This is a genomic window from Nostoc sp. UHCC 0251 (genome assembly GCF_034932245.1).
In the GTDB taxonomy this organism is placed as follows: domain Bacteria; phylum Cyanobacteriota; class Cyanobacteriia; order Cyanobacteriales; family Nostocaceae; genus Nostoc.
Window position 1 is genome coordinate 1 of sequence record NZ_JAYGHD010000063.1, and the last position, 21,270, is coordinate 21,270.

Sequence of the window (21,270 nt, forward strand, 5' to 3'; positions counted from 1 at the left end):
TGATTTGAGTCCACTGAATCATTCGCGCAGCGTCTCGTAGAGAAGATTTCAGTGGGGGCTTGTACCCTGAATTAATTAATTTACAATTTGGTCCGCAATTGCGAATGGGCGAAAAAGCGAATTGCCAATTGTTCGATCAATTGTCCATAGGTTGAAATCTATGTTTTTCTAGAATTAGAGAAGCTTAAATTATAGCTTTTTGATAAGTTATCAAAAAGTCAGCGAGTTACGCAGACGCAGGATACTTCTGTTACGGAGTTTAAAGATATTTGCTACTGCTCAAATTCGCTGTTATATTGCCCACCTTTTTGGGAAAACTAGTCTTAATTAGTAAATTACTATATCCCTAGATTTTTATGAAAATTCCTTTCTTTTTCGCAGATACTAAGCGTAGCTTCCTTATCCAAAAGATTATGGATATTTACGGTAAAGAAGGCAGGAGGCATTATAGCACAGCAGTAGCGAGTCCGCGTTCGCGCAGCGTCTCGCAGAGAACGTCGGCAGAAGTCAGAGGGTTGCAATATTGTTTAGGCTTCTTTTCTATACGAGAGGCTGCACCAATACAACTGCTACTAATTGAGAAATTATCTGTCCTGGAAAACTTAGCGGCAGAGGCGGCAGATATAATTAATAACCTGGTTGGCTTAAATGCGGTAAATTTACAACCTGCTCTAAATGAGGTGTTTCATGTCCGCAGTTAGCCTCAGAAAGATTCTCAACAAAAAAGAGGTGCCATCTCTAGTTCATAACTTAGTCTACCAGTTTAACATTGCGATTGATATTGAACTGGTAGACGGCACAAAACTAATTAGCATTGGAGAACAGCCTGCGAAAAACCGATATCCAATCGAGGTGTCAGGAGAAATCATCGGTTGGGTTGTTGGGGGAGAACAGGCAACTCTACTTGCTACTTTGCTCTCATTTCTAGCAAAGCAGGAAGATGAGAAGAAAGTACTCGCCAAAGAATTGCTGGAGCGATACCAGGAAATTGATTTGTTTGACGATATCTCGACTCAACTCACAACAAGTTTAGATACGCGACAGATTGCCCAACTCGTGCTTCAAGAATTGAGTCAATTAATTGAATCGTCTGCGGGGATGATTCTGCTGCTGAATGCAGATGCAACTGCATTTGAAATCATTGCCGAATTTGGAGTGTTTTTTGACCACAATCAGCCGGAACCAGGTAAGGGAATTATTGGCAACATTGTACAATCCAACCGGGCAGAACTCATCAATGATGTGCAAGCCGATCCTCGATTAGAGGGGCAAAAAAATGTTAGTGCAATGATTTGTGTACCGCTGCGAGCCAAAGAGCGGGTACTGGGAGCGATCGCTATTGGAACACCCAAAACTGACTCATACATGGCTGAACACCTGAAACTTGTGAGTATCTTTGCCTCTCAAACCGCGATCGCCATTGACAAAGCTATGCTTTACGAGCAGAGCACTCAAGCAGCCCTCCAGGCAAAAGCCCAGACACAGAAGCTTCAGCAAGCTCTCCATGAGTTGCAATTAGCCCAAACTCAGTTGATCCAAAGCGAAAAAATGTCCAGTCTAGGGCAACTCATTGCCGGAGTTGCCCACGAAATCAACAACCCGGTTAACTTTATTTACGGCAATTTAAGGTATGTTGCTGAATACGCCCAAGATTTGTTGCACCTATTAGAAAAGTATCAGAAATTCCTACCTGTTGCTCCTCCAGAACTGGAATCAGAGTTAGACAATATCGACCTGGAATTTATCATGCAGGATCTCCCCAAACTGCTAGATTCGATGAAACTGGGCACAGGTCGCATCGTAGAAATTGTCCAATCCCTGAAAAACTTCTCCCGCCATGACGAAGCAGAAATGAAAGCCGTCAACATCCACGATGGCATCGATGGGACACTGATGATTCTTCACCATCGCCTGAAAGCGGCTATTCGCCGACCGAAAATTGAAATAGTTAAAGACTATGCCAAACTTCCCTTGATTGAATGCTACCCCGGAAAGTTGAATCAAGTATTTATGAACATCCTGGCAAATGCCATTGATGCTCTAGAGGAGGGAATGGGGAATGAAGAAGAAATATCCCCCCCTACGGGACAAATCACCATTCGCACTGAAGTACTTGACAAACAGTGGGTTGTGATTCGCATTGCCGACAACGGCCCAGGCATGAAGGAGGAAGTAATCCACCGCATTTACGATCCCTTTTTCACCACGAAAGATGTTGGTAAGGGAACTGGGTTAGGCATGGCAATCAGCTACCAAATTGTTGTAGACAAACATGGGGGAATGCTCAAGTGTCGTTCTCAACCAGGTGAAGGCACAGAATTCTGGATTCAGATTCCAATAAATTGTGCATTGGTAGATGCTGCTGAAGAACAAAATAGCACCTCTGCCTCGCCAACTGCCACAACCGAATTATCCCCCACTCCCGATGCTGACGGCTTCATTCCATCAACAGCTCCAATGCTCAAACCGACAGATTTGCTGATCCGGCACACTCAATTGATTCAGCGACTTTCACAGCACAGTCCAAATGTGGAAGGTGCATCACCCGATGAAATTTACCAGATGTTCCAACGCCACCCAATTTCGTTAAAGCTTTACGCCACTTTGTTGTCTTGGTTCTGTTGTTCTAACCCTACTCAAATACACCACTAAAGAAACTTTAATCATGTTTAACCAACTTGATGAATACAATAGTCAGCTATTTGAACAATGTCCTGTTGGGCTAGCACTATGCCGAATAGATGGGACGCTAATTAGCATCAATCCCGCCTATGCTGCCATTTTGGGACGTACTATTCCAGAAACTCTGAATCTCAACTACTGGCAAATTACTCCGGAAAACTATGCGATCGCCGACCAAGCTACGCTAGAGAAGCTAGAACAAACTGGTCGCTATGGCCCTTATGAGAAGGAGTTAATCCACAAAGATGGGCATCTGGTTCCGGTTAGAATTTCTGGATTGAAGATTGAGAAAGATGGGCAACAACTGATCTGGTCTAGTGTAGAGGACATCAGCGACCTCCGATGCGTTCAGCAGGAACGCCAACATAATGAACAAATCCTGAAACAGAGTGAAGCCAGATACCGCTCTTTGGTAACTGCTAATACACAAATTGTCTGGGTAAGCACACCACAAGGAATTTGCTTTGAACTGGCAAGCTGGATAGCTTATACAGGTCAAAGTCTAGCTGAAGCGGAAAATGGAGGCTGGATTGATGCCGTTCATCCTGACGATCGCACCTACACTGGAGAAGTCTGGGGTGCTGCCGTGGCAAACCTGAGTATGTATCAAATTGAATACCGAATTCGTGGCAAGGATGGCAACTATCGTTACTTTTGGGTCTGGGGTGCCCCGGTCATAGAAGAAGATGGCAGCGTTCGAGAGTGGATTGGCACCTGCACCGATATTCACGATCGCAAGCTGGCAGAAGCCGAAAATCTGCGTCTTCAAGAACGATATCGCTCCTTAGTAACTGCTACTTCACAGATCGTCTGGGGAGCTACCCCAGAAGGACTGGGAATAAGCAGTGAAATGCTCACCTGGATGGACTATACGGGGCAGAGCGAAGCTGAAGTTGAAGGTTGGGGCTGGATCGATCCAATTCACCCCGATGACCGCGCCAACTCCACAGAAGTTTGGAATGCTGCTGTGGCAAAACGAGGTATCTACCAAACTGAATATCGGCTGCGTGGCAAGGATGGCACATACCGCTACTTCTCTGTCTGTGGTGCCCCCGTCCTGGAAGAAGACGGCAGTATTCGAGAATGGATTGGCACCTGTACTGATATTCACGATCGCAAGCTGGCAGAAGCTGAAAATCAACGTTTATTCGATATGTTGAATCATTCCAGCGATGCCATCATTGTCCGCGACATGAACGACAAAATCTATCACTGGAATCAGGGTGCTGAAAGGCTTTACGGTTGGACGCGTGAGGAAGTGAAAGACCAACACATTCACGCTTTTCTAAAATCAACCTTTCCAAAACCTTTAGAAGAAATTCTATCAGAGTTTCTACGGGAGGGCACTTGGGAAGGAGAACTGGAACACATTACGCGCGATGGTAGACCGATTACCGTTCAGAGCCGCTGGACTTTGCAACGAGATTTATCCGGTCAGCCCTGTGCCATGCTAGAAATTAATACCGATATTTCTGCCCGCAAACAAGCAGAAATTGCTCTGCGGCAACTTAATCAACAACTAGAAGCCAGAGTTGTCGAGCGAACGGCTGCTTTGCAAAATACCTTAGCAGAAGCGCAGGGATTAAATGCCATTTTAGATAACTTAGCAGATGGTTTGTTAGTGGCAGACACCAGAGGACAAATTACCCACTTCAATCCTGCCTTTTTAGCCATGTATGGATTGACAGCCACCGCCCTTAATGGTCACTACCGAGAACTACCGATATCTGGTTTAGCAGACTTAATTGCACGAACTCAGTCCCATCCCAAAGAGGTGTTCTCTGCCGAAGTTGCACTGACCAAGGAACGCATTGGTCAGGCAGTGGCAACCGCTATTTTCAAAAAGACGGCAGATTCAGAACCCGCTGCTTGCTTCGGTTCAGCACTGCTGATTCGGGATGTGACCGCAGAAAAGGAAATCGACCAGATGAAGACCGACTTCATCTCAACAGTTTCCCACGAACTGCGGACGCCACTGACTTCTGTTCTTGGTTTTGCGTCGATCATTCAAGAAAAGCTGGAAACCGATGTGTTCCCAATGATTTCTACCGAAGACCGTAAGCTTCAGAAAACCATTAAGCGGGTGGCTGACAATCTCAACATTATTGTGTCGGAAGCAGAACGGCTCACGTCCTTGATTAATGATGTTTTGGACATCGCCAAGATGGAAGCAGGTAAGGTGGAATGGCAGATGCAGCCCCTTGATCCGAGCGAATTACTGGATTGGGCAACCAATGCTACCGCAGGATTATTTGAAACTAATGGCTTGCAGTTTGTCAGCGAGATTGAACCTGGACTGCCCCACCTAGTAGGCGATCGCAATCGTCTGCTGCAAGTTTTAATCAACCTGATTTCCAATGCCGTTAAGTTTACCGAATCTGGTTGTGTCACCTGCCGCGTCAAACAAGGAAACGACGGTGTTTGCATCAGCGTCATCGACACAGGCATTGGTATTGCACCTGAAGACCAGCCGAAAGTATTCGAGAAATTCCGCCAAGTTGGCGACACCCTCACCGACAAACCCAAAGGTACAGGGTTAGGACTGCCCATCTGTAAACAAATCGTCGATCATCATGGCGGTAGAATCTGGGTTGAGAGTGAACCAGGTAACGGCAGCATATTCTCGTTCATCATTCCCACCTACGCCTGCGATCCAAAAACCACTCCTAATCTGAATCTGGATACGCTAGTCAAACAACTCAAAGAACACGTCATCACCACAAACACTGTGCTGAACCAAAACTGTAAAACGATCTTGGTTGTGGATGATGATGCCAATATTCGAGAACTGCTCCGTCAACAACTGGAAAACGAAGGCTACAAGGTTCGGGAAGCGAAAGATGGTGTGGATGCAATTCATCAAATCAAAACAGCTCGTCCCGATCTGATTCTTTTGGACGTGATGATGCCCCAAATCAACGGCTTTGATGTGGCAGCCGTTCTCAAAAATGATCCCCTGACCTCAGACATTCCGATCATTATTTTGTCAATTATTGAAAACAAAGAACGGGGCTATCATATTGGCATTGATCGCTATCTCACTAAGCCCATTGACACAGAGAAACTCCTCAACGAAATTGACTCACTCCTTTACCAAGGCACTTCTAATAAAAAGGTATTGGTTGTAGATAAAAATGCATCAGCCTTAAAAACCTTATCAGATGTACTGCAAACTCAAGGATACAGCGTGATTGAAGCCTCCGATCCGCAAGAATGCATCCATAAAGCCTTGTCAGCCAAACCTGACATGATCATCATCGATTCTATCTTCTCTCAAGAAGCCGATTTGGTGAAAACCCTACGGTTTGAGAAGGAGTTGGAAAATGTATTTTTTATTATGCTGTCTGAACAATAATCGCTGGATTTGGTGATTGGAGACTGGTGACTAGGAAAGAATTCTTTTAATCTCCAATCCCCACTCCCCACTCCCCACTCCCTAATCTTATGACCCAGAAAATTCTGATTGTTGACGATGAACCCAATATCTTGATTTTAATGGAACAAGCCCTAGAAGCATTAGAAGACGAGGGTGTTGAACTTTTAACTGCTAGAAATGGAGAAGAAGCTCTCGAAACAATTAAAACTGAAAAACCAAATCTAGTTTTTCTCGATGTGATGATGCCTAAAATGAATGGTCTGCAAGTCTGTAACATTGTGAAACACGACTTGCAAATGACTGACATCTACATTGTGATATTGACAGCTAAAGGGCAGGAATTTGATAAACAAAAAGGGATTGAGGTTGGTGCAGATTTATATCTAACAAAACCATTTCGCCCCAAAGAAGTACTTGAAAAATCAAGACAGGTATTGGGATTTTGAGCAAAAATGAATGTTTTTAAAGATGACAAATTAATAGTAAATATCAATGATATATGATTTAAAAAACCATATATCTCGTAGAGGCTTCCCGCAGGCAGGTTATTGCCCCTACAGCGCAGGTTTATTTACCATCAAAGAATGATTAATAAAAACCTAAAATGGCATACTTACCTTGATTCACAACATAATTATTTTGTGTAGTTTTAGCTTTTCACCTGCGATCGCACTACTACCGCAAGACGGAATTAAAAATTAAAAATGAATACAGCGTAAGCATTTCATTGATTTGGAATGGGTGGTTTATTTCCGCCGTGTTGCACTACTGGGAACAATCAGCACAAATCTGGTTACATTTCGTTAATGGATCAACGGTTAACAGTACTCATGTCAGGGTAGCGCTCACCTGCTGCTACACCTTTTGGTGCAACTGCTTCCAGTCGATTCAACTCTTCTTCAGTCAGGGTAATTTCGGTAGCTGCAACATTCTCCTCTAAGTAGGTACGGCGTTTTGTACCAGGAATTGGGACAATATCTTCTCCTTGAGCCAATAGCCATGCTAGTGCAAGCTGACTAGCAGTTACTCCTTTTTCGGTGGCAATTGCCTTCACTTGCTCAACTAATTGCAGATTTTTATAAAAATTCTCACCTTGAAAGCGAGGCGCATTTCTACGATAGTCATCAGGTGCTAGATCGTCAGGGCTAGCGATCGCACCTGATAGAAACCCTCTTCCTAATGGGCTATAGGGAACAAACCCAATTCCTAATTCCCGCACCGTAGGTAAAATTTCATCCTCTGGCTCTCGACTCCAAAGAGAGTATTCTGTTTGCAATGCTGCAATGGGGTGAACTGCCACAGCCCGCCGAATCGTCGCCGGAGCAGCCTCTGAAAGCCCTAAATAACGAACTTTTCCAAGCTTAACTAACTCCGCCATTGCTCCGACAGTATCCTCAATGGGTACGGTTGTATCTACCCGATGTTGATAATAGAGGTCAATCACTTCCACTCCCAGCCGTTTGAGTGAGGCATCGCAAGCTTGATGGACATATTCGGGTTTGCCGCTAATTCCTTGCCAACCACCATCTTCAGTGCGGACATTGCCAAATTTGGTTGCTAATACTACTCGATCTCGACGATCTTTAATTGCTTTGCCTACTAATTGCTCATTAGTAAAAGGCCCATACATATCGGCAGTATCAAGAAATTTAACTCCAAGTTCCAATGCTCGATGAATTGTAGCGTAGACGCGAAGCGGCTTGTCGTAGACATCGCCTCATTTTCATCACGACCACTATAAAACTCAGACATTCCCATACAACCAAGTCCGATAGTTGAAACTTCTAACCCAAGTTTGCCTAGTTTTCTGGTTTTCATCAAAATAATCTCCTAGCCAGTAATTGATCAGAGAAAATCAACTCTTTCAGCATTATCCCTTTCCCTATCAACCAGCCATCTACATTTAGAAGTATTTACTATTAACAAATAAAGTCATTTAACGTAGTTTTAAGGTTTTAGACAATCTTTTTGGTTCCAAAACCCAAAAAATTGGTCTAATCTGAAGAACCTACCCATAAGAGTCTCCCCTGCTTATTCAGAAGCTAATTCTGGGAAACCTTTATTTGTGAGAGCGAGAGGCTTTTGCCAGAAGGAACTAGAATTAGGAAACACCTAGCTGGGTTCTTCTGACTTTTGAAATTAGGAGTGCATGTGTGCCAAAATCCCCTAAATATTTGCTGATTGGATCAACCGAGACTTACAGCGGTAAATCTGCAACTGTTCTGGGTTTGTCTCATCAGCTACAGCAAAAAGGACTGGATATTACCTACGGTAAACCGCTTGGTACGTGTCTAAATTCGTCTAGTGGAACCGTAATTGAGGAAGATGTCCAATTCATCGCTCTTAGCCTCAATTTGCCGGAAAACCGTGTTGCACCTACAATGCTGGCTTTGGATGAACTCAATGTGCAAAAGCGCTTACGAGGGGAAGACAAAACCGATTATCAGCAGTCCCTAATACAGCAATATTTGCAAATGTCCCGAGGAGATTTGGTGTTACTGGAGGGGCCTGGTGATTTTTCTGAAGGCAGTTTGTTTGGCTTGTCTTTGCTACAAATGGCTGAAGTATTAGATGCTGGTGTGCTGTTAGTAACCCGCTATAAATCGTTGCTTTCGGTTGAGGCGTTGTTGGCTGCTAAAGGGCGTGTGGGTGATAGCTTAATTGGAGTTGTGATCAATGATATTCCTATCACCCAACTAGAAGCGGTTAACACTCTCTTGCGTCCGTTTTTGGAACACCAAGGGATTCCGGTTCTAGCAATGCTGCCGAACAATGCTTTGCTCCGCAGCGTCAGCGTTGGCGAACTGGTCAAACAGTTAAAGGCTGATGTTCTCTGTCGCAGCGATCGCATGGATTTGTTGGTAGAAAGCCTGGCAATTGGAGCGATGAATGTCAACTCCGCTGTGAAGTATTTTCGCAAACGCCGAAATATGGCAGTGGTAACAGGAGGCGATCGCGTGGAAATTCAGCAAGCTGCTTTGGAAACTTCTACCCAATGTTTAATTCTCACCGGGCAACTACCACCGCCACCGTTTATTCTCAGTCGCGCTGAGGAACTAGAAATCCCGATTTTATCTGTTGACTTAGACACCCTCACCACTGTAGAAATTGTTGACCGCACTTTTGGGCAAGTCCGCCTCCACGAGCCGATTAAGGTTCAGTGCATTCGTCAGTTAATGTCTGAGCATTTTGACATTGACCGCCTGTTATCTAAACTAGGTTTAACTCCGGCAGCGGCATTGTCTTAGATTCATCAACTCAAACAATTAAGAGCATCAATGCTCAGTTATCAGTTAGGAGGCTGTATTGCTAAGGATACAGCTGGTTCGCCGTCACCTCTCAGGGGACGGCGTGCTATTTCCTTCCGCCCCATAGCTGGGACGTGCTTAGTTGCAGCAGCTAATCCAAAGACAGGCATATTCCCGTAAATCGCCTTATATTTTCCCGGTTCTATTAAATAAGTTTCGTGCCAAATGCCAACACTGCCATCAGCACCAATGGCTTGATTAAACCTTTGCCAAGCTTTTAAATGTGCATCGGCTGGATTTTTGGCAAAACGTTCCAAATCCTCGAACGATCGCCAATACTGAATCAGTCCTACCCCTCGCCAGTAAACAAAAGTTTCTCCTCCTAAAAACCCTTTTTCAGGATTCTGATTAAGGCTTTGTAGCATGGGCGACATTGCCCTGGCTGTGGGAACCCATTTGGAAAAAGCGAATAATTTATTAACTCGCATCCCAATCAAAAACACAACAAAGGGTTCATCAATCTCGGCTGTAAATCTTCCCGGTATTACTTGAGGCATCTCTGGCTCCTTGTTGTTTAAGTTAATATGCAACTAATTGCATATAAATATCTTTATGCAATTAGTTGCATATGTCAAGTAGTGAATTAAAAATTATGGCATTAGCGCACGCAATATTAGCTGCTCTGGTTGAGGCATCCTGTAGTGGGTATGATTTAGCAAAACGATTTGATGGCTCTGTAGGCTTTTTCTGGTCAGCAAGTCACCAGCAGATTTATCGGGAGTTGTCGAAGCTAGAAGATCAAGGATGGATCAGTTCCGAGTCGATTCTTCAAGCAGGACGGCCAGATAAAAGACTCTACAGCGTTACAGACTTGGGCGAACAGCGTCTCAAAGAGTGGATTGCTCAATCTTGTGAACCCACACCGATTAAAGATGATTTACTGGTTAAAATTTTTGCTGGTGATATTGTTCCTAAGCAAATTATCTTGGCAGAGCTAGAACATCACCAAGAAGCCCATCTAAAAAAATTGTCTACGTACAAAAATTTAGAACAGCGTTACTTTCAGAACCCGCAAGAACTGCCAGAATCAGGCAAATTTCAGTACTTGACTCTCCTAAATGGCATTAGTTACGAAACACATTGGCTAGCCTGGTGTAACCAAGCAATGGAGTTACTGAACCAAACAATCGAAAATTAGTAGCAATGTTTAACTCAAGTTTTCCTCGCATCTACACGCTGTTTGGTAAAATATCTGGGTCGTTTAATCTGATTATCTCCATCTTTGAGCCAATCAACAGACCTTATTAACCTAGATACATTAGCGCAAGAACTAGCGACAATCCAGCAAACGGGTTCCAAAAGAATCGCCTTGCTGGGTTCTCGTCATGTGCCGATTACGCATCAGAATCTTATTGAAATGATGACATATGCCCTAGTTTTATCGGGTAATCGAATCATTACTTCTGGTGCTACAGGTACAAATTCAGCTGCCATTAAGGGAGCAACACGGGCTGATGCAAATTTGTTGACGGTGATTCTCCCCCAAAGCCTGGAACGCCAGCCTTTGGAATCACGCCAGCAACTCGAACAGGTAATGCATCTAGTCGAAAATCCCAGTAATGATAATCTGTCTCTTGCTGAAGCTAGTTACTTGTGCAACAAGGAGATTGTCTCCCGTTGCCAGCAACTAATCTGCTTTGCGTTTCACGACAGTCGCACCCTGTTACAAACCTGTCAGGATGCAGAAGAACAAAGAAAAGTGGTGACGCTTTTCTACTTTGATTAGTCATTTGTCATTTGTCTTTTGTCATTTGTATTTGACTAATGACTGATGACCGATGACTGATGACTAATAACCAACGACTAATAAGTAATGATAATTTTTTTGTACTCGATCGCTGCTGCTGCCGTTCTAATTTACGTGCCATTTTTGCTAGTAGCTTATGCCCGTGCGCGTATTGGGTATGAAATGCTTTCTACTCCTCGCGCCATGTTTGATAAATTGCCACCTTATGCCCAACGAGCTACTTGGGCACATCAGAACACCTTTGAAGCGTTTATGGTGTTTGCGGCAGCCGCATTGATGGCTTATGTAACTGGTGTAAATTCCTCTACAGGACAAGTGGCTGCGATCGCCTTTGTGGTAGCCCGTTTGCTATACTCGATTTTTTATATTTTGAATATACCCCTTTTGCGATCGCTGATGTTTGCCATTGGCATTCTTAGCTCTGGTACTCTCATCTTATTGAGCATTATCCAAACTAGTAGTTAATTGGGGAGTGGGGAGTAGGGAGTGGGGAGTGGGAAGATGAGGGAGCAGGGGAGGATGAGGGAGATGAGGGAGAAATAAAAATTAAAGAACTTCTGCCTTCTCTTTCCCAATTCCCAATCCAAAATCTAAAATCTAAAATCCAAAATGTTTTATGGCTTCTACTTTTTCCTTTGACATTGTGAGCGACTTTGACCGACAAGAGTTGGTTAACGCCGTCGATCAAGTTATCCGAGACATCAAAGGTCGTTACGACCTCAAAGACACTGAAACTACTGTCGAGTTAGTCGAAGAAAGCATTAACGTTAGTACTGACAGCGAGTTTACCTTAGATTCTGTACACAACATTCTGCGGGAAAAAGCCGCCAAGCGTAATCTCTCACAGAAAATCTTTGATTTTGGCAAAGTTGAATCAGCTAGTGGTAATCGCGTGCGTCAAGAAATCAAACTCAAAAAAGGCATTAGTCAGGAAATCGCCAAACAAATTTCCAAATTGATTCGAGACGAATTCAAAAAGGTACAAGCTTCCATCCAAGGGGATGCTGTGCGAGTTTCTGCCAAATCTAAAGATGACTTACAAGTAGTCATGCAGCGCCTAAAACAAGAAGACTACCCGGTAGCTTTGCAATTTACAAACTATCGTTAAAACACTCGTAATTCGTAGTTAAGAATTCAATTACGAATTACGAATTACGTTAGCGCAGCGTTAGCGACGCAGGAGCGTCATTACGAATTATTTTAAGCCCCTCCGCCAATACTTTTTTGAAATGCTGGACGCTCGGATAACTGCTTGATATAGTTCAACACCCCTGGGTAGGGGCTGAGGTCTAGTTTTAGCATGATGGGAATGTAACTCAGAATAGACCCCACTGCCACATCCACAACAGTAAATTCATTACCCAGTAGAAAAGGTTGCCGTTCGAGAATCTCATTCAAGAAAGTCAACAAGCGGGGCATTTCTCGCTCCCGATTTGCTTCCACAAAAATCCCTGTAGCCAGGGTAGAATTGCCAAACAACGTCCACTGGGAAAATACAGCACGTTCCTCTAGTGAAAGGGCAGTTTTACCATACTTATCGGCAAGATAGAGCAAAATTGCCCCAGATTCCCAAAGTTTAAAATCCCCGTCAACAATTGCTGGAACTTTACCAACTGGGTTAATTGCCAAATATTCAGGTTTGAGGTGTTCACCAGCCTGCATATCGAGCTTGACGAATTCATAGGGAACTCCTAGTTCCTCTAAATACCAGTGAACAATTGAGGCTCGACTACGAGCACCGCCGTAAAGTTTTAGCATAATTAACTTAAAGAACCTTGTGAGTATGAGAATGCTGTTTAACGTTATCTTCTTTGGTGACAACTCTAGCGGCATTTAATACCCGCTTGCGCTCAATGGAATGCTTAAATTCAGTGTAGTTTGTACCTAAGGGAATTAAAGATTTTGCAGATTCACGTCGCTTGTAGGTACGAGCTGCTGCAAATGCCCGTGGCACAAATTCTTCTCCAAACTGAGCCGACTCTGGGAAGCCATCTGGCAACAGTTGTGAATCGCCATCCAGCACAGATCCCAAAGTTGTTGCATGAGCCAGCTTGTAGGAGGTAGGGATGCCCTTTAACAGCGCTTCCAAAGCCGCAGAGGGAATCGGTTCTATAACTTCGATTTGATAGACTTCTCCATCTTCTTTGACGAAGCAGGTTGCCAAGCCGATAACAATGTAATCATCGGCTGCTAAATCAGGGGCATTGGGATAGGAAATTGCGGTTGTCATCGGAAAATTTCTCAAAATTTAAAAATTGAATTTAGGGAATGGGGAATGGGGCATTGGGCATGGTGCATGGGGCATGGGGCATGGTGCATTGGGCTGGGCATTAATTATTCTTCCCCTGCTTCCCCTGCTTCCCCTGCTTCCTCATCCTCCTCATCTTCCTCATCCCCTCTCTAAAGAACGGCTTGTTGGCATTCTACCAATTTGTCGCTCTTACTACTTGACTAGTACGCCACGGCGGAAATAGAGCAACCATTAAAATCCCTAAAGAGCTTATTCCATAATACTTTTGACTTTTGACTTTTGATTTTTGACTTCCGCCTTGCGGTGCTACCCTTTGAGATTGACATCTGCTATTTCTGGAATTCACCCTAGGGATGAAGTATTCATGATTAGGTTTGAGGATCAATTGTGTATTTAGGGCGTAGATTTCTCTTATGCGACTAGGTTAAATTCTCTCTTGAGATGGCTTCTAGGTAAGCCTAAATACTTTAAAAATAGACACAGGGTAAAACTACCAGCAGGCAAAAACTAGAATTTTATTCCAGAAAACACTGATTGAATCCAGAAAAAGATGAATATTTACTCATTTTTAGCTGACGGTGACCAGCAAAATAACAAATGTAAGTTTATGTTAAATATTATACATAAAGAGCAAGAAGATAAGAAAAATGACAGTGGCGAATCTACTTTAGGGGATAGCTGCTTACGTTCTTGTGCTTTGAGATTGGCTCAACAAGGAGACTATACTGAGGCGATCGCACTTTTAACCCAACTAATCTTCCGCCATCCCCATAATGCCGTTGATTACAACAACCGGGGGCTGATTTATTTTCAAAGTGGCAAAACGCAAAAAGCGCTTTCTGACTATAACACCGCCCTCAAACTTAATCCCTATTTGGCTAGTGCTTATAATAATCGGGCAAATTACTACGCAGCTTGTGGAGAATTAGCAGCAGCACTTGCCGACTACGATCAAGCTATTAATTTGAATCCTCGTCATGTTCGGGCATGGATTAACCGAGGCATTACCTGGCGTGATTTGGGGCAATATGAAGAGGCAATTGAGAATTTTGAGGTAGCATTGCTTTTCGGTCAGCTAGAAGGTCATATCTGGGCTGAACGCGGCAGGACTTACCATCTTTGGGGCGACTGGAATTGTGCGATCGCTGATTATCGTCGCGCCCTTACTCAACTGCCCTCTATTGAAACAACTAGGGATGTTATTGGTTCTCGCTTGCGTTTACAAATCGAAAATTGGCTAAATGATTTGTTATTTCCTGAGCGTCCTATTTGGTAGATTAGTTCTTCTGTGGGATTCAAAATTCAAAATAAATTATTAAATTTTGAATTAAAGTTTGCTGACCCTGTATCGTTAATGACTAATGAATGATAACTATATAGTTATTTAAAATTAGCGATTAACCATTATTTATTAGCAATAATATAAATTAACACCCAGTTTATACGTAGCCAGAATCACAAGAAACCTAAATAATCCCAAATTTGCGATTTGTCTTAGGGTAATGACTCTGTTTGTTCATTTTCTCGGCGATCCGGATTCATCAACACGACCCGACGCTGGCTAGGATCAAATCGGTATCCCTGTTGTTGCATAATACTTTTGGTTTGCTGAGGATCGAAGTTACGGCTAAATTCAGCCTGCAAACCATTGACATGTCCTTCCATCAGCTTGACTTCAGTACTAATTTCGCGCAACTTTACTTGCTGTGACCAATGATAAGGCAAAAGTTGTGCTAAAGCAGATGCTGCAACGGCTGTAATGACGAGATTAACAGCTATTTTGGCTGTGCTTTCCACTGCCATCACCTGGTAAGAACGTTGACGAAGATGCCGCTTTGGCCGAGAAATGACCCGGCGTTTTTGTATAGGTTGTAACGGTGGTCTGGAGGGTTGAATCGCGTTCATGATGCTAAAAAATAACCTCGCTTGGTGAAGGAAAGCACTATGAAGAGTGCTGAGTGCTGAGTTATGAGTGCTGAGTAAAAAAATCACTAATCACACTCAGCATCAAATCAGTTCAGAGTAGCTAGTGCCTCGGCTTAAAGTGGGAAGATTCATAAGTACTACTTTTTACTTATTACTTCTTCCTGGGCACTCAGCACTCAGCACTCAGCACTCTTGAATGCTTGATTTAGCTGTCATATTACTTCATTTTTTTGAAATAGCTACAAGTGTCGCACTGGTTAAAAAATAACCTGGCTTACGTAAGTGCTATTTTCTTAGCTACTTATGGGATAAAACCACAAACATCTAGAAATTGCACCCCGTACTGCCAGGGTTATTAGCTTTTTAACTGTGTCACATCGTACCGTTATTTGTAAAGTTCTGTGGCTAATCGCCAAGCTAGAACTCCTGGAATCAATGCCACAACTAGAGCGATGTAGACTTGAGTATCTGAGATAGAAGATATCTGAGCGATGTACAGAGTATCTAAGATAGGCATGGCTGAAAACCTCCTAAACTGAATAGATTTTGAACAGTTCGTTTACTACTTTTCCTTGTTTTGCCAAGATTGTGGAATATCTTGTTACAAGATGCAACAAAAGCAGTTATTAATCAGTAGCCATTAATTATTTTCCATTAAAAAAATTTATAAAAATATGAATTTATATTTGGGTATCGACTTCGGCACATCTGGCGCACGCGGTGTAGTGATTGACGATAAAGCTTCTTGTATCCAGGCTGAGGTACGATATCCCTTCCAGGACTCACCAGCCGCCGTTACGCCAAAAATTTGGCAGGAGGCTTTGTTTATGCTGCTGGAACAAATACCTGACCAATTGCGGGGAGAAATTAAAGCGATCGCAATTAATGGTACTTCTTCCACCGTCTTACTGGTCGATGCGGCTGGCAATCCAACAGATGCACCATTGCTGTACAACGATGCGCGGGGATCATTGGTGTTAGAGCATTTGAGGAGTATCGCACCCCCCAATCATACCGTGTTGAGTGCCACCTCCAGCCTCGCTAAACTTTTGTGGATGAGGCAACAACCCTCTTTTAGTGAAGCTAGATACTTCTTGCATCAAGCAGATTGGCTGGCGTTTCTGCTACATGGACAGTTGGGGATTAGCGATTACCATAATGCTTTAAAGCTGGGTTATGACGTGGAAGAGTTGAAATACCCACAATGGCTAGAAAATTTACAAATACCGATTCAGCTACCCAAAGTTTTACCTCCTGGTACTCCGATTGCCCAATTGCGTCCTGAAATTGCCGATAAGTTTGGTTTCCGCCGTGATTGTCTGGTGTGTGCAGGTACAACTGATAGTATTGCGGCTTTTCTCGCCAGTGGGGCAAAATTACCTGGTGAAGCCGTGACTTCCCTTGGTTCAACGTTAGTACTAAAGTTGTTAAGTCGTACCCGGCAAGAAGATGCCAGATATGGGATTTACAGCCATCGCCTGGGTGATTTGTGGCTGACTGGTGGTGCTTCTAATACTGGAGGTGCAGTACTAAAGCAATTTTTCACAAATGCTGAGTTAGAAAGCCTTAGCCGGAAGATTGATGCATCAAAAGCGAGCGAGTTAGATTATTATCCGTTGTTGAAGGTAGGCGATCGCTTTCCGATTAACGATCCTAATTTACCGCCACGTTTGTCACCACGCCCAGATAACCCAGTGGAATTTTTACATGGGTTGTTAGAAAGTATTGCCCGCATAGAAGCGCGAGGGTATGAATTATTACAGCAAATGGGCGCAGACAAGTTGAGCCGTGTTTATACTGCTGGCGGTGGTGCGGCGAATGACACTTGGACTGCGATTAGGGCGCGTCATTTGCAGGTTCCTGTAGTCGCGTCAGTGTACACAGAAGCAGCTTATGGAACGGCGCTGTTGGCTATGGGAGGCGGAATTAAGGGTGAACAAGAGTAATTGTGTAACAATCTTTTCGTAAGTATTTCGTAAATCAGTATCTATCCCAGTGACAATCTACATATCTCGGCCGATACTGTGATTATTAGATACCGGACTATAGATTCCAGGTTCATGATCTGGGCAGCTATTCGGGGATGGGTGATTCGCAGCAAGCGAATGTCATCTGTCCCCTTTACTAATTATTGGTGTGAATTCTGAGGGGATACGTTTCTAACTTTTCACGTTATGTGGAAAAGTCTACGAAAACCTAACCCCCTAACCCCCTTCCCGACACGGGAAGGGGGAAAACTCAAAGTCTCTCTCCTTTTAGGAGAGAGATTTAGAGAGAGGTTTTCAGATACCGTGAAAAGTCAGGATACGTTTGGGTTAAGGGAACTCCAAGAAATAAATTATCCAATATTGTGGGGTGGGCATCTTGCCTGCCTTATGGACTGGGCGGGCGAGATGCCCACCCCACAAGAGTTAATTGAATATTTTTTTATTTGGAAGTCCCTAAACCACGTCTATCTTGAAACCTGTAGTTCAACTCTTTTGAAAAAGATTTGCCCTCATTCCCCAACCTATCCCCCATATCTGGGATTCGGGGAGCTAGAATTTCAAAGTCCCTCTCCCAGATATGGGAGAGGGATTTAGGGTGAGGGCGAAAACTACGGTTCTCAACTTAGATGAGGTTTAAGGCTAAAACTTTTTATTTTTTTAACGTAGACGCTGCATCGGCTTGTCGCAGGCTACCGCAGAGGCGCAGAGGACACAAAGAGAAGAAATGCTTAGTATATTAAGGCGATCGCGACAAACTTTGCATTGATAAAAGAACGCTAAATTGTGGGTTGAAAGTAACCGGATGCTGCGGCGCTATAGTGTAGAAGCTAATGACAGCAAGCGTAACACGGAGACAAAAAAGTGCAAATCACTAAGCGCAACGTTGAGTTAAGAGTAGATGGCAGCTTAATGCGTGTTTATGTAGCGGCTCCCAAAGCAGCAGGAAAATACCCTGGTATTGTCTTCTACAGTGATATTTATCAGTTAGGCGATCCAATGATTCGTCTAGCTAACTACTTAGCAGGATACGGCTATGTAGTAGCAGCCCCAGAAATTTTTCACCGAATAGAGCCAGTTGGTTTAGTAATTGAGCCAGACGATCTGGGACGGATGCGGGGTAATGACGATGCGCGTCGAACCTCCGTAGCTGATTATGATGCCGATTGCCTTGCTGTGATTGAACTTCTGAAAACAGAGAGTGCGGTTTCTCCAAATCAAATAGGCACTTTAGGCTTTTGTATTGGTGGACATTTAGCATTCCGCGCAGCATTTCAAAACGAAATTAGGGCTTGTGTCTGCTGTTACCCTACTGGTATTCCCAGTGGTAAACTGGGTAAAGAGGTAGCTGATACAATCCAAAGGGTAAGTGAAATCAAAGGCGAGATGCTAATGGTGTTTGGTACTCTTGACCCTCATATACCAGATAGCGATCGCCAAACCATAATCAAAGCAATTGAGAATGCTAACATCCCTCACCAAGTTTTCTTGTATGAAGCAGAACATACCTTCATGCGCGACGACGGTTATCGTTATGATTCTAGTGCTACCACCGCAGCTTGGTCTGAAATAGTAACTTTTTTGGGGCGCATATTCGCAGAGTGAAAACTTATATTATTGCTTTCTTCGCGTCAATTTTGAGTTGTCTGCAATGCTAACAAACCAGCACCATAAGCAGGTTCATACCTCGGAAAAATTACCCTTACATTAGGAAATTTCTTAACAAGAGACGCTGCAAATCTTTCATGGATCTTGCATCTACCGCGCCAGACACTTCCTGTTGTGACTACTTCTAAAACTGAGTCGGCAGTAAAAATTGCATCAATTACTTTAGATGTGGCTTTTACTAACTCTTTTACAGCATCATCAATTATAATATTTGCTACTATATCACCTGACGCTGCGGCAAAATCTACAACTGGTGCTAAAGCAGCTATCTGTTTAACTCCCCATTCTCGGCGATATACTACTTCTATTAAATCTTCTATACTTTCCAAATCAAGATGCTGTTTGAAACCATCTAGCAAACTCGTTGATATTTCCCGTCCATCATAAGATTTTAATGCTGCGTTCATGCCTGCGATCGCAATTTTATAAGCGCTACCTTCATCACCTAAAATATACCCCCAGCCGCCAACTCGTTTGGTATCTCCTTGATGATTTTGCCCGAAAACTATCGAACCAGTGCCTACTGCAACCACAATTCCTACAGGCTGACCAATTCCACCAACTAAAGCAATTAAAGCATCGTTACAAATTACAATATTTGCTGGCTGTAATTCCCAAATAATAGGCAGATATTTATTATTTTGCAATTCTTGAACTAAGCCTTTTACTACTTCGATATCTGCTGCGCGACCTACCCCCGCTAAACCCAGACATATCGCGTGAATCTTTAAATTACTTGCAATTATTGCTGCCTCAACCGCATTGTGAATTGCAGATTGAATAGATTGGAGAGCAGCTTCTATCCCTATACTCTGATAATTAGATGGGCCTGCTTCACCACGACCTAACACTTGACAAAAATCATCCATCAAGACACAAATAGTCTTGCTACCGCCGCCATCTATTCCCAAAACATAACTCATAACGGTAAGAATATTAATTATTCTGACGCTTCGGTTCTTCTTTTAAAGGTATAAAAACAGAGCAATCATTCCAGGAATCGTCAGCAAACAAACCAATATAAAAAATAATGGATAGCCTAATGCTTTTTGCAGATAACCGCTAATTAAACCTGGTAACATCATTCCTAAAGCCATAATGCCAGTGGATATGGCAAAATGAGAAGTTTTATATTCGCCTTGGCAAATATACATTAAATAAACACTAAAAGCTGTAAATCCAAACCCATACCCAAATTGCTCTAAGGAAACCAAGGGATACACTAAAGTTAGCGAAGGTTTAGTGTAAGCCATGTACACATAAAATATATCAGGCAAGTTTAATGCCAAAGCCATAGGAAATAAACATTTTTTTAATCCATATCTAGATATGAGCAAACCTCCTAAAATTCCTCCACAAATCAGAGATATTACTCCGAATGTCCCATAGACTAATCCGACATCTGATGTTGATAGCCCTAAACCACCTACTTCTGGTTTGTCCAATAAAAATAAAGAGGCTATTTTAACAAGCATTGCTTCGCCAAGTCTGTAGAGCAAGATAAATGCTAAAATATTGATAATTTTATCCTGAGCAAAATATGAGCTAATAATTGACCAAAAAGGTATATTTTCCCTAGCTTGTATTTGTCGTTGTTTATCTAATTCAGGTAAGGGTAAAATTAGGCGATGCGAAATAAACATAATTGCTAAAATTAAAGCTGAAAAGCCAATAGCTATAGTCCAGCTTAAAGGAATGTTGTTGAGAGATACTTCAAGCTGACCCGCTAAGACTACTAATATTCCTGAACCGAAGATAACAGCCATTCGATAAAACAGTGAGCGAATACCAACAAAAAAGGCTTGTTGTTCTGGAGATAAGGCAAGGAGATAGAAGCCGTCTGTAGCAATGTCATAAGTTGCAGAAATAAATGCTCCTATTGTTAATGTTGCAAGGGAGATGAAAAAGAAATTTGGCAGTTGTAAGGAGAATGCTATTAAACCCAAGCAGCAGAACATGGCAAATTGGGTATAAAGTATCCATTTGCGCTTGGTAGAGTAAATATCGACAACTGGGCCCCAAAACATTTTGAGCACCCAAGGTAGATAGAGAAAACTTGTCCACAAGGCGATTTGAGTATTATCTATTCCGAGTTTTTTGTAAAAGATTACGGAAACTGTGTTGATGATAACGTAAGGTATGCCGGAGGTGAAATATAAGGTGGGGATAAAAGTCCAAGGAGAGGCTGTTTGATTTTTCATGAATTTAGCGTAGGCGTAGCCCGCACTTCCACAAGCTCAGTGACCATCGTAGACATCGCTTTTTTCTAGGATAAGTAGATAGGCATCAAAAAAGTCCGGTATGTTAAGATATATAAATACTGAAAA

20 protein-coding genes and 1 pseudogene are annotated in these 21,270 nt (G+C 43.0%); 13 read left to right on the forward strand and 8 right to left on the reverse strand.

Annotation, left to right across the window (positions count from 1 at the left end):
* Positions 1-356 precede the first annotated feature (356 nt).
* The 4 genes from VB740_RS10145 to VB740_RS10160 all read left to right on the forward strand — a co-directional run bounded on the left by VB740_RS10145 (position 357) and on the right by VB740_RS10160 (position 6,504).
* A complete protein-coding gene (locus VB740_RS10145) occupies positions 357-701 on the forward strand; it encodes a hypothetical protein (RefSeq protein WP_323199900.1) in 345 nt (114 codons plus the stop codon).
* Positions 688-2,652, forward strand: coding sequence for an ATP-binding protein (locus VB740_RS10150; protein ID WP_323199901.1), 1,965 nt, complete (start codon positions 688-690; stop codon positions 2,650-2,652). The genes VB740_RS10145 and VB740_RS10150 overlap by 14 nt, the downstream gene beginning before the upstream one ends.
* 13 nt (positions 2,653-2,665) lie before the next feature.
* Positions 2,666-6,037, forward strand: coding sequence for a PAS domain S-box protein (locus VB740_RS10155; protein WP_323199902.1), 3,372 nt, complete (start codon positions 2,666-2,668; stop codon positions 6,035-6,037).
* A gap of 89 nt (positions 6,038-6,126) precedes the next feature.
* On the forward strand, positions 6,127-6,504 hold the full coding sequence (locus tag VB740_RS10160) for a response regulator (RefSeq protein WP_323199903.1): 378 nt from the start codon (positions 6,127-6,129) through the stop codon (positions 6,502-6,504).
* A 365-nt stretch (positions 6,505-6,869) separates the two neighbouring features.
* Here the strand turns inward: VB740_RS10160 and VB740_RS10165 are convergent, their stop codons facing one another.
* Positions 6,870-7,724, reverse strand: coding sequence for an aldo/keto reductase (locus VB740_RS10165; protein ID WP_323199904.1), 855 nt, complete (start codon positions 7,722-7,724; stop codon positions 6,870-6,872).
* 487 nt (positions 7,725-8,211) lie between these two features.
* Here VB740_RS10165 and VB740_RS10170 point away from each other — a divergent pair, with 487 nt between their 5' ends.
* Complete coding sequence (locus VB740_RS10170) at positions 8,212-9,306, forward strand: phosphotransacetylase family protein (protein ID WP_323199905.1); 1,095 nt, start codon at positions 8,212-8,214, stop codon at positions 9,304-9,306.
* Between the two features lie 41 nt (positions 9,307-9,347).
* Here VB740_RS10170 and VB740_RS10175 read toward each other — a convergent pair whose 3' ends face one another.
* Positions 9,348-9,863, reverse strand: coding sequence for a DUF4188 domain-containing protein (locus VB740_RS10175; protein WP_323199906.1), 516 nt, complete (start codon positions 9,861-9,863; stop codon positions 9,348-9,350).
* A 95-nt stretch (positions 9,864-9,958) separates the two neighbouring features.
* On the opposite strand from VB740_RS10175, the gene VB740_RS10180 reads away from it, so the two are divergent.
* The 4 genes from VB740_RS10180 to VB740_RS10195 all read left to right on the forward strand — a co-directional run bounded on the left by VB740_RS10180 (position 9,959) and on the right by VB740_RS10195 (position 12,221).
* Positions 9,959-10,504, forward strand: a complete 546-nt coding sequence (locus VB740_RS10180) for a PadR family transcriptional regulator (RefSeq protein WP_323199907.1) — start codon at positions 9,959-9,961, stop codon at positions 10,502-10,504.
* Between the two features lie 84 nt (positions 10,505-10,588).
* Positions 10,589-11,092: a hypothetical protein gene (locus tag VB740_RS10185; RefSeq protein ID WP_041565591.1), complete on the forward strand. Its 504-nt coding sequence runs from the start codon at positions 10,589-10,591 to the stop codon at positions 11,090-11,092.
* Between the two features lie 87 nt (positions 11,093-11,179).
* Entirely contained in the window at positions 11,180-11,578 is a 399-nt protein-coding gene (locus VB740_RS10190) for an MAPEG family protein (protein WP_323199908.1), read from the forward strand.
* 151 nt (positions 11,579-11,729) lie between these two features.
* Entirely contained in the window at positions 11,730-12,221 is a 492-nt protein-coding gene (locus VB740_RS10195) for a YajQ family cyclic di-GMP-binding protein (RefSeq protein ID WP_190728108.1), read from the forward strand.
* A 92-nt stretch (positions 12,222-12,313) separates the two neighbouring features.
* Here VB740_RS10195 and VB740_RS10200 read toward each other — a convergent pair whose 3' ends face one another.
* Together VB740_RS10200 and VB740_RS10205 are read right to left on the reverse strand one after the other, a co-directional pair.
* Positions 12,314-12,871 carry a glutathione S-transferase family protein gene (locus tag VB740_RS10200; protein WP_323199909.1) on the reverse strand — a complete coding sequence of 186 codons (558 nt, stop codon included), beginning with the start codon at positions 12,869-12,871 and terminating at the stop codon, positions 12,314-12,316.
* Positions 12,872-12,878: 7 nt separating this feature from the next.
* Positions 12,879-13,343 (reverse strand): hypothetical protein, encoded by a 465-nt coding sequence (locus VB740_RS10205; RefSeq protein ID WP_323199910.1) that lies wholly within the window; start codon positions 13,341-13,343, stop codon positions 12,879-12,881.
* A 25-nt stretch (positions 13,344-13,368) separates the two neighbouring features.
* On the opposite strand from VB740_RS10205, the gene VB740_RS10210 reads away from it, so the two are divergent.
* Both VB740_RS10210 and VB740_RS10215 read left to right on the forward strand, forming a co-directional pair.
* Complete coding sequence (locus tag VB740_RS10210; protein ID WP_323199911.1) at positions 13,369-13,587, forward strand: hypothetical protein; 219 nt, start codon at positions 13,369-13,371, stop codon at positions 13,585-13,587.
* Between the two features lie 327 nt (positions 13,588-13,914).
* Positions 13,915-14,640, forward strand: a complete 726-nt coding sequence (locus VB740_RS10215; protein ID WP_323199912.1) for a tetratricopeptide repeat protein — start codon at positions 13,915-13,917, stop codon at positions 14,638-14,640.
* 218 nt (positions 14,641-14,858) lie between these two features.
* Here the strand turns inward: VB740_RS10215 and VB740_RS10220 are convergent, their stop codons facing one another.
* Positions 14,859-15,269, reverse strand: a complete 411-nt coding sequence (locus VB740_RS10220; protein WP_323199913.1) for a hypothetical protein — start codon at positions 15,267-15,269, stop codon at positions 14,859-14,861.
* Positions 15,270-15,675: 406 nt separating this feature from the next.
* Positions 15,676-15,765 carry a photosystem I reaction center subunit XII gene (psaM, locus tag VB740_RS10225; protein ID WP_040630342.1) on the reverse strand — a complete coding sequence of 30 codons (90 nt, stop codon included), beginning with the start codon at positions 15,763-15,765 and terminating at the stop codon, positions 15,676-15,678.
* A 199-nt stretch (positions 15,766-15,964) separates the two neighbouring features.
* Between psaM and VB740_RS10230 the strand changes: the two genes are divergently transcribed.
* Both VB740_RS10230 and VB740_RS10235 read left to right on the forward strand, forming a co-directional pair.
* The gene (locus VB740_RS10230) at positions 15,965-17,236 is read left to right on the forward strand and encodes an FGGY-family carbohydrate kinase (RefSeq protein ID WP_323199914.1); all 1,272 of its coding nucleotides are present in this window, start codon (positions 15,965-15,967) and stop codon (positions 17,234-17,236) included.
* Between the two features lie 903 nt (positions 17,237-18,139).
* On the forward strand, positions 18,140-18,880 hold the full coding sequence (locus VB740_RS10235) for a dienelactone hydrolase family protein (protein ID WP_323199915.1): 741 nt from the start codon (positions 18,140-18,142) through the stop codon (positions 18,878-18,880).
* 26 nt (positions 18,881-18,906) lie between these two features.
* Here VB740_RS10235 and VB740_RS10240 read toward each other — a convergent pair whose 3' ends face one another.
* Complete coding sequence (locus tag VB740_RS10240) at positions 18,907-19,866, reverse strand: N-acetylglucosamine kinase (RefSeq protein ID WP_323199916.1); 960 nt, start codon at positions 19,864-19,866, stop codon at positions 18,907-18,909.
* A 13-nt stretch (positions 19,867-19,879) separates the two neighbouring features.
* Positions 19,880-21,144, reverse strand: a pseudogene (locus VB740_RS10245) (MFS transporter).
* Positions 21,145-21,270 lie beyond the last annotated feature (126 nt).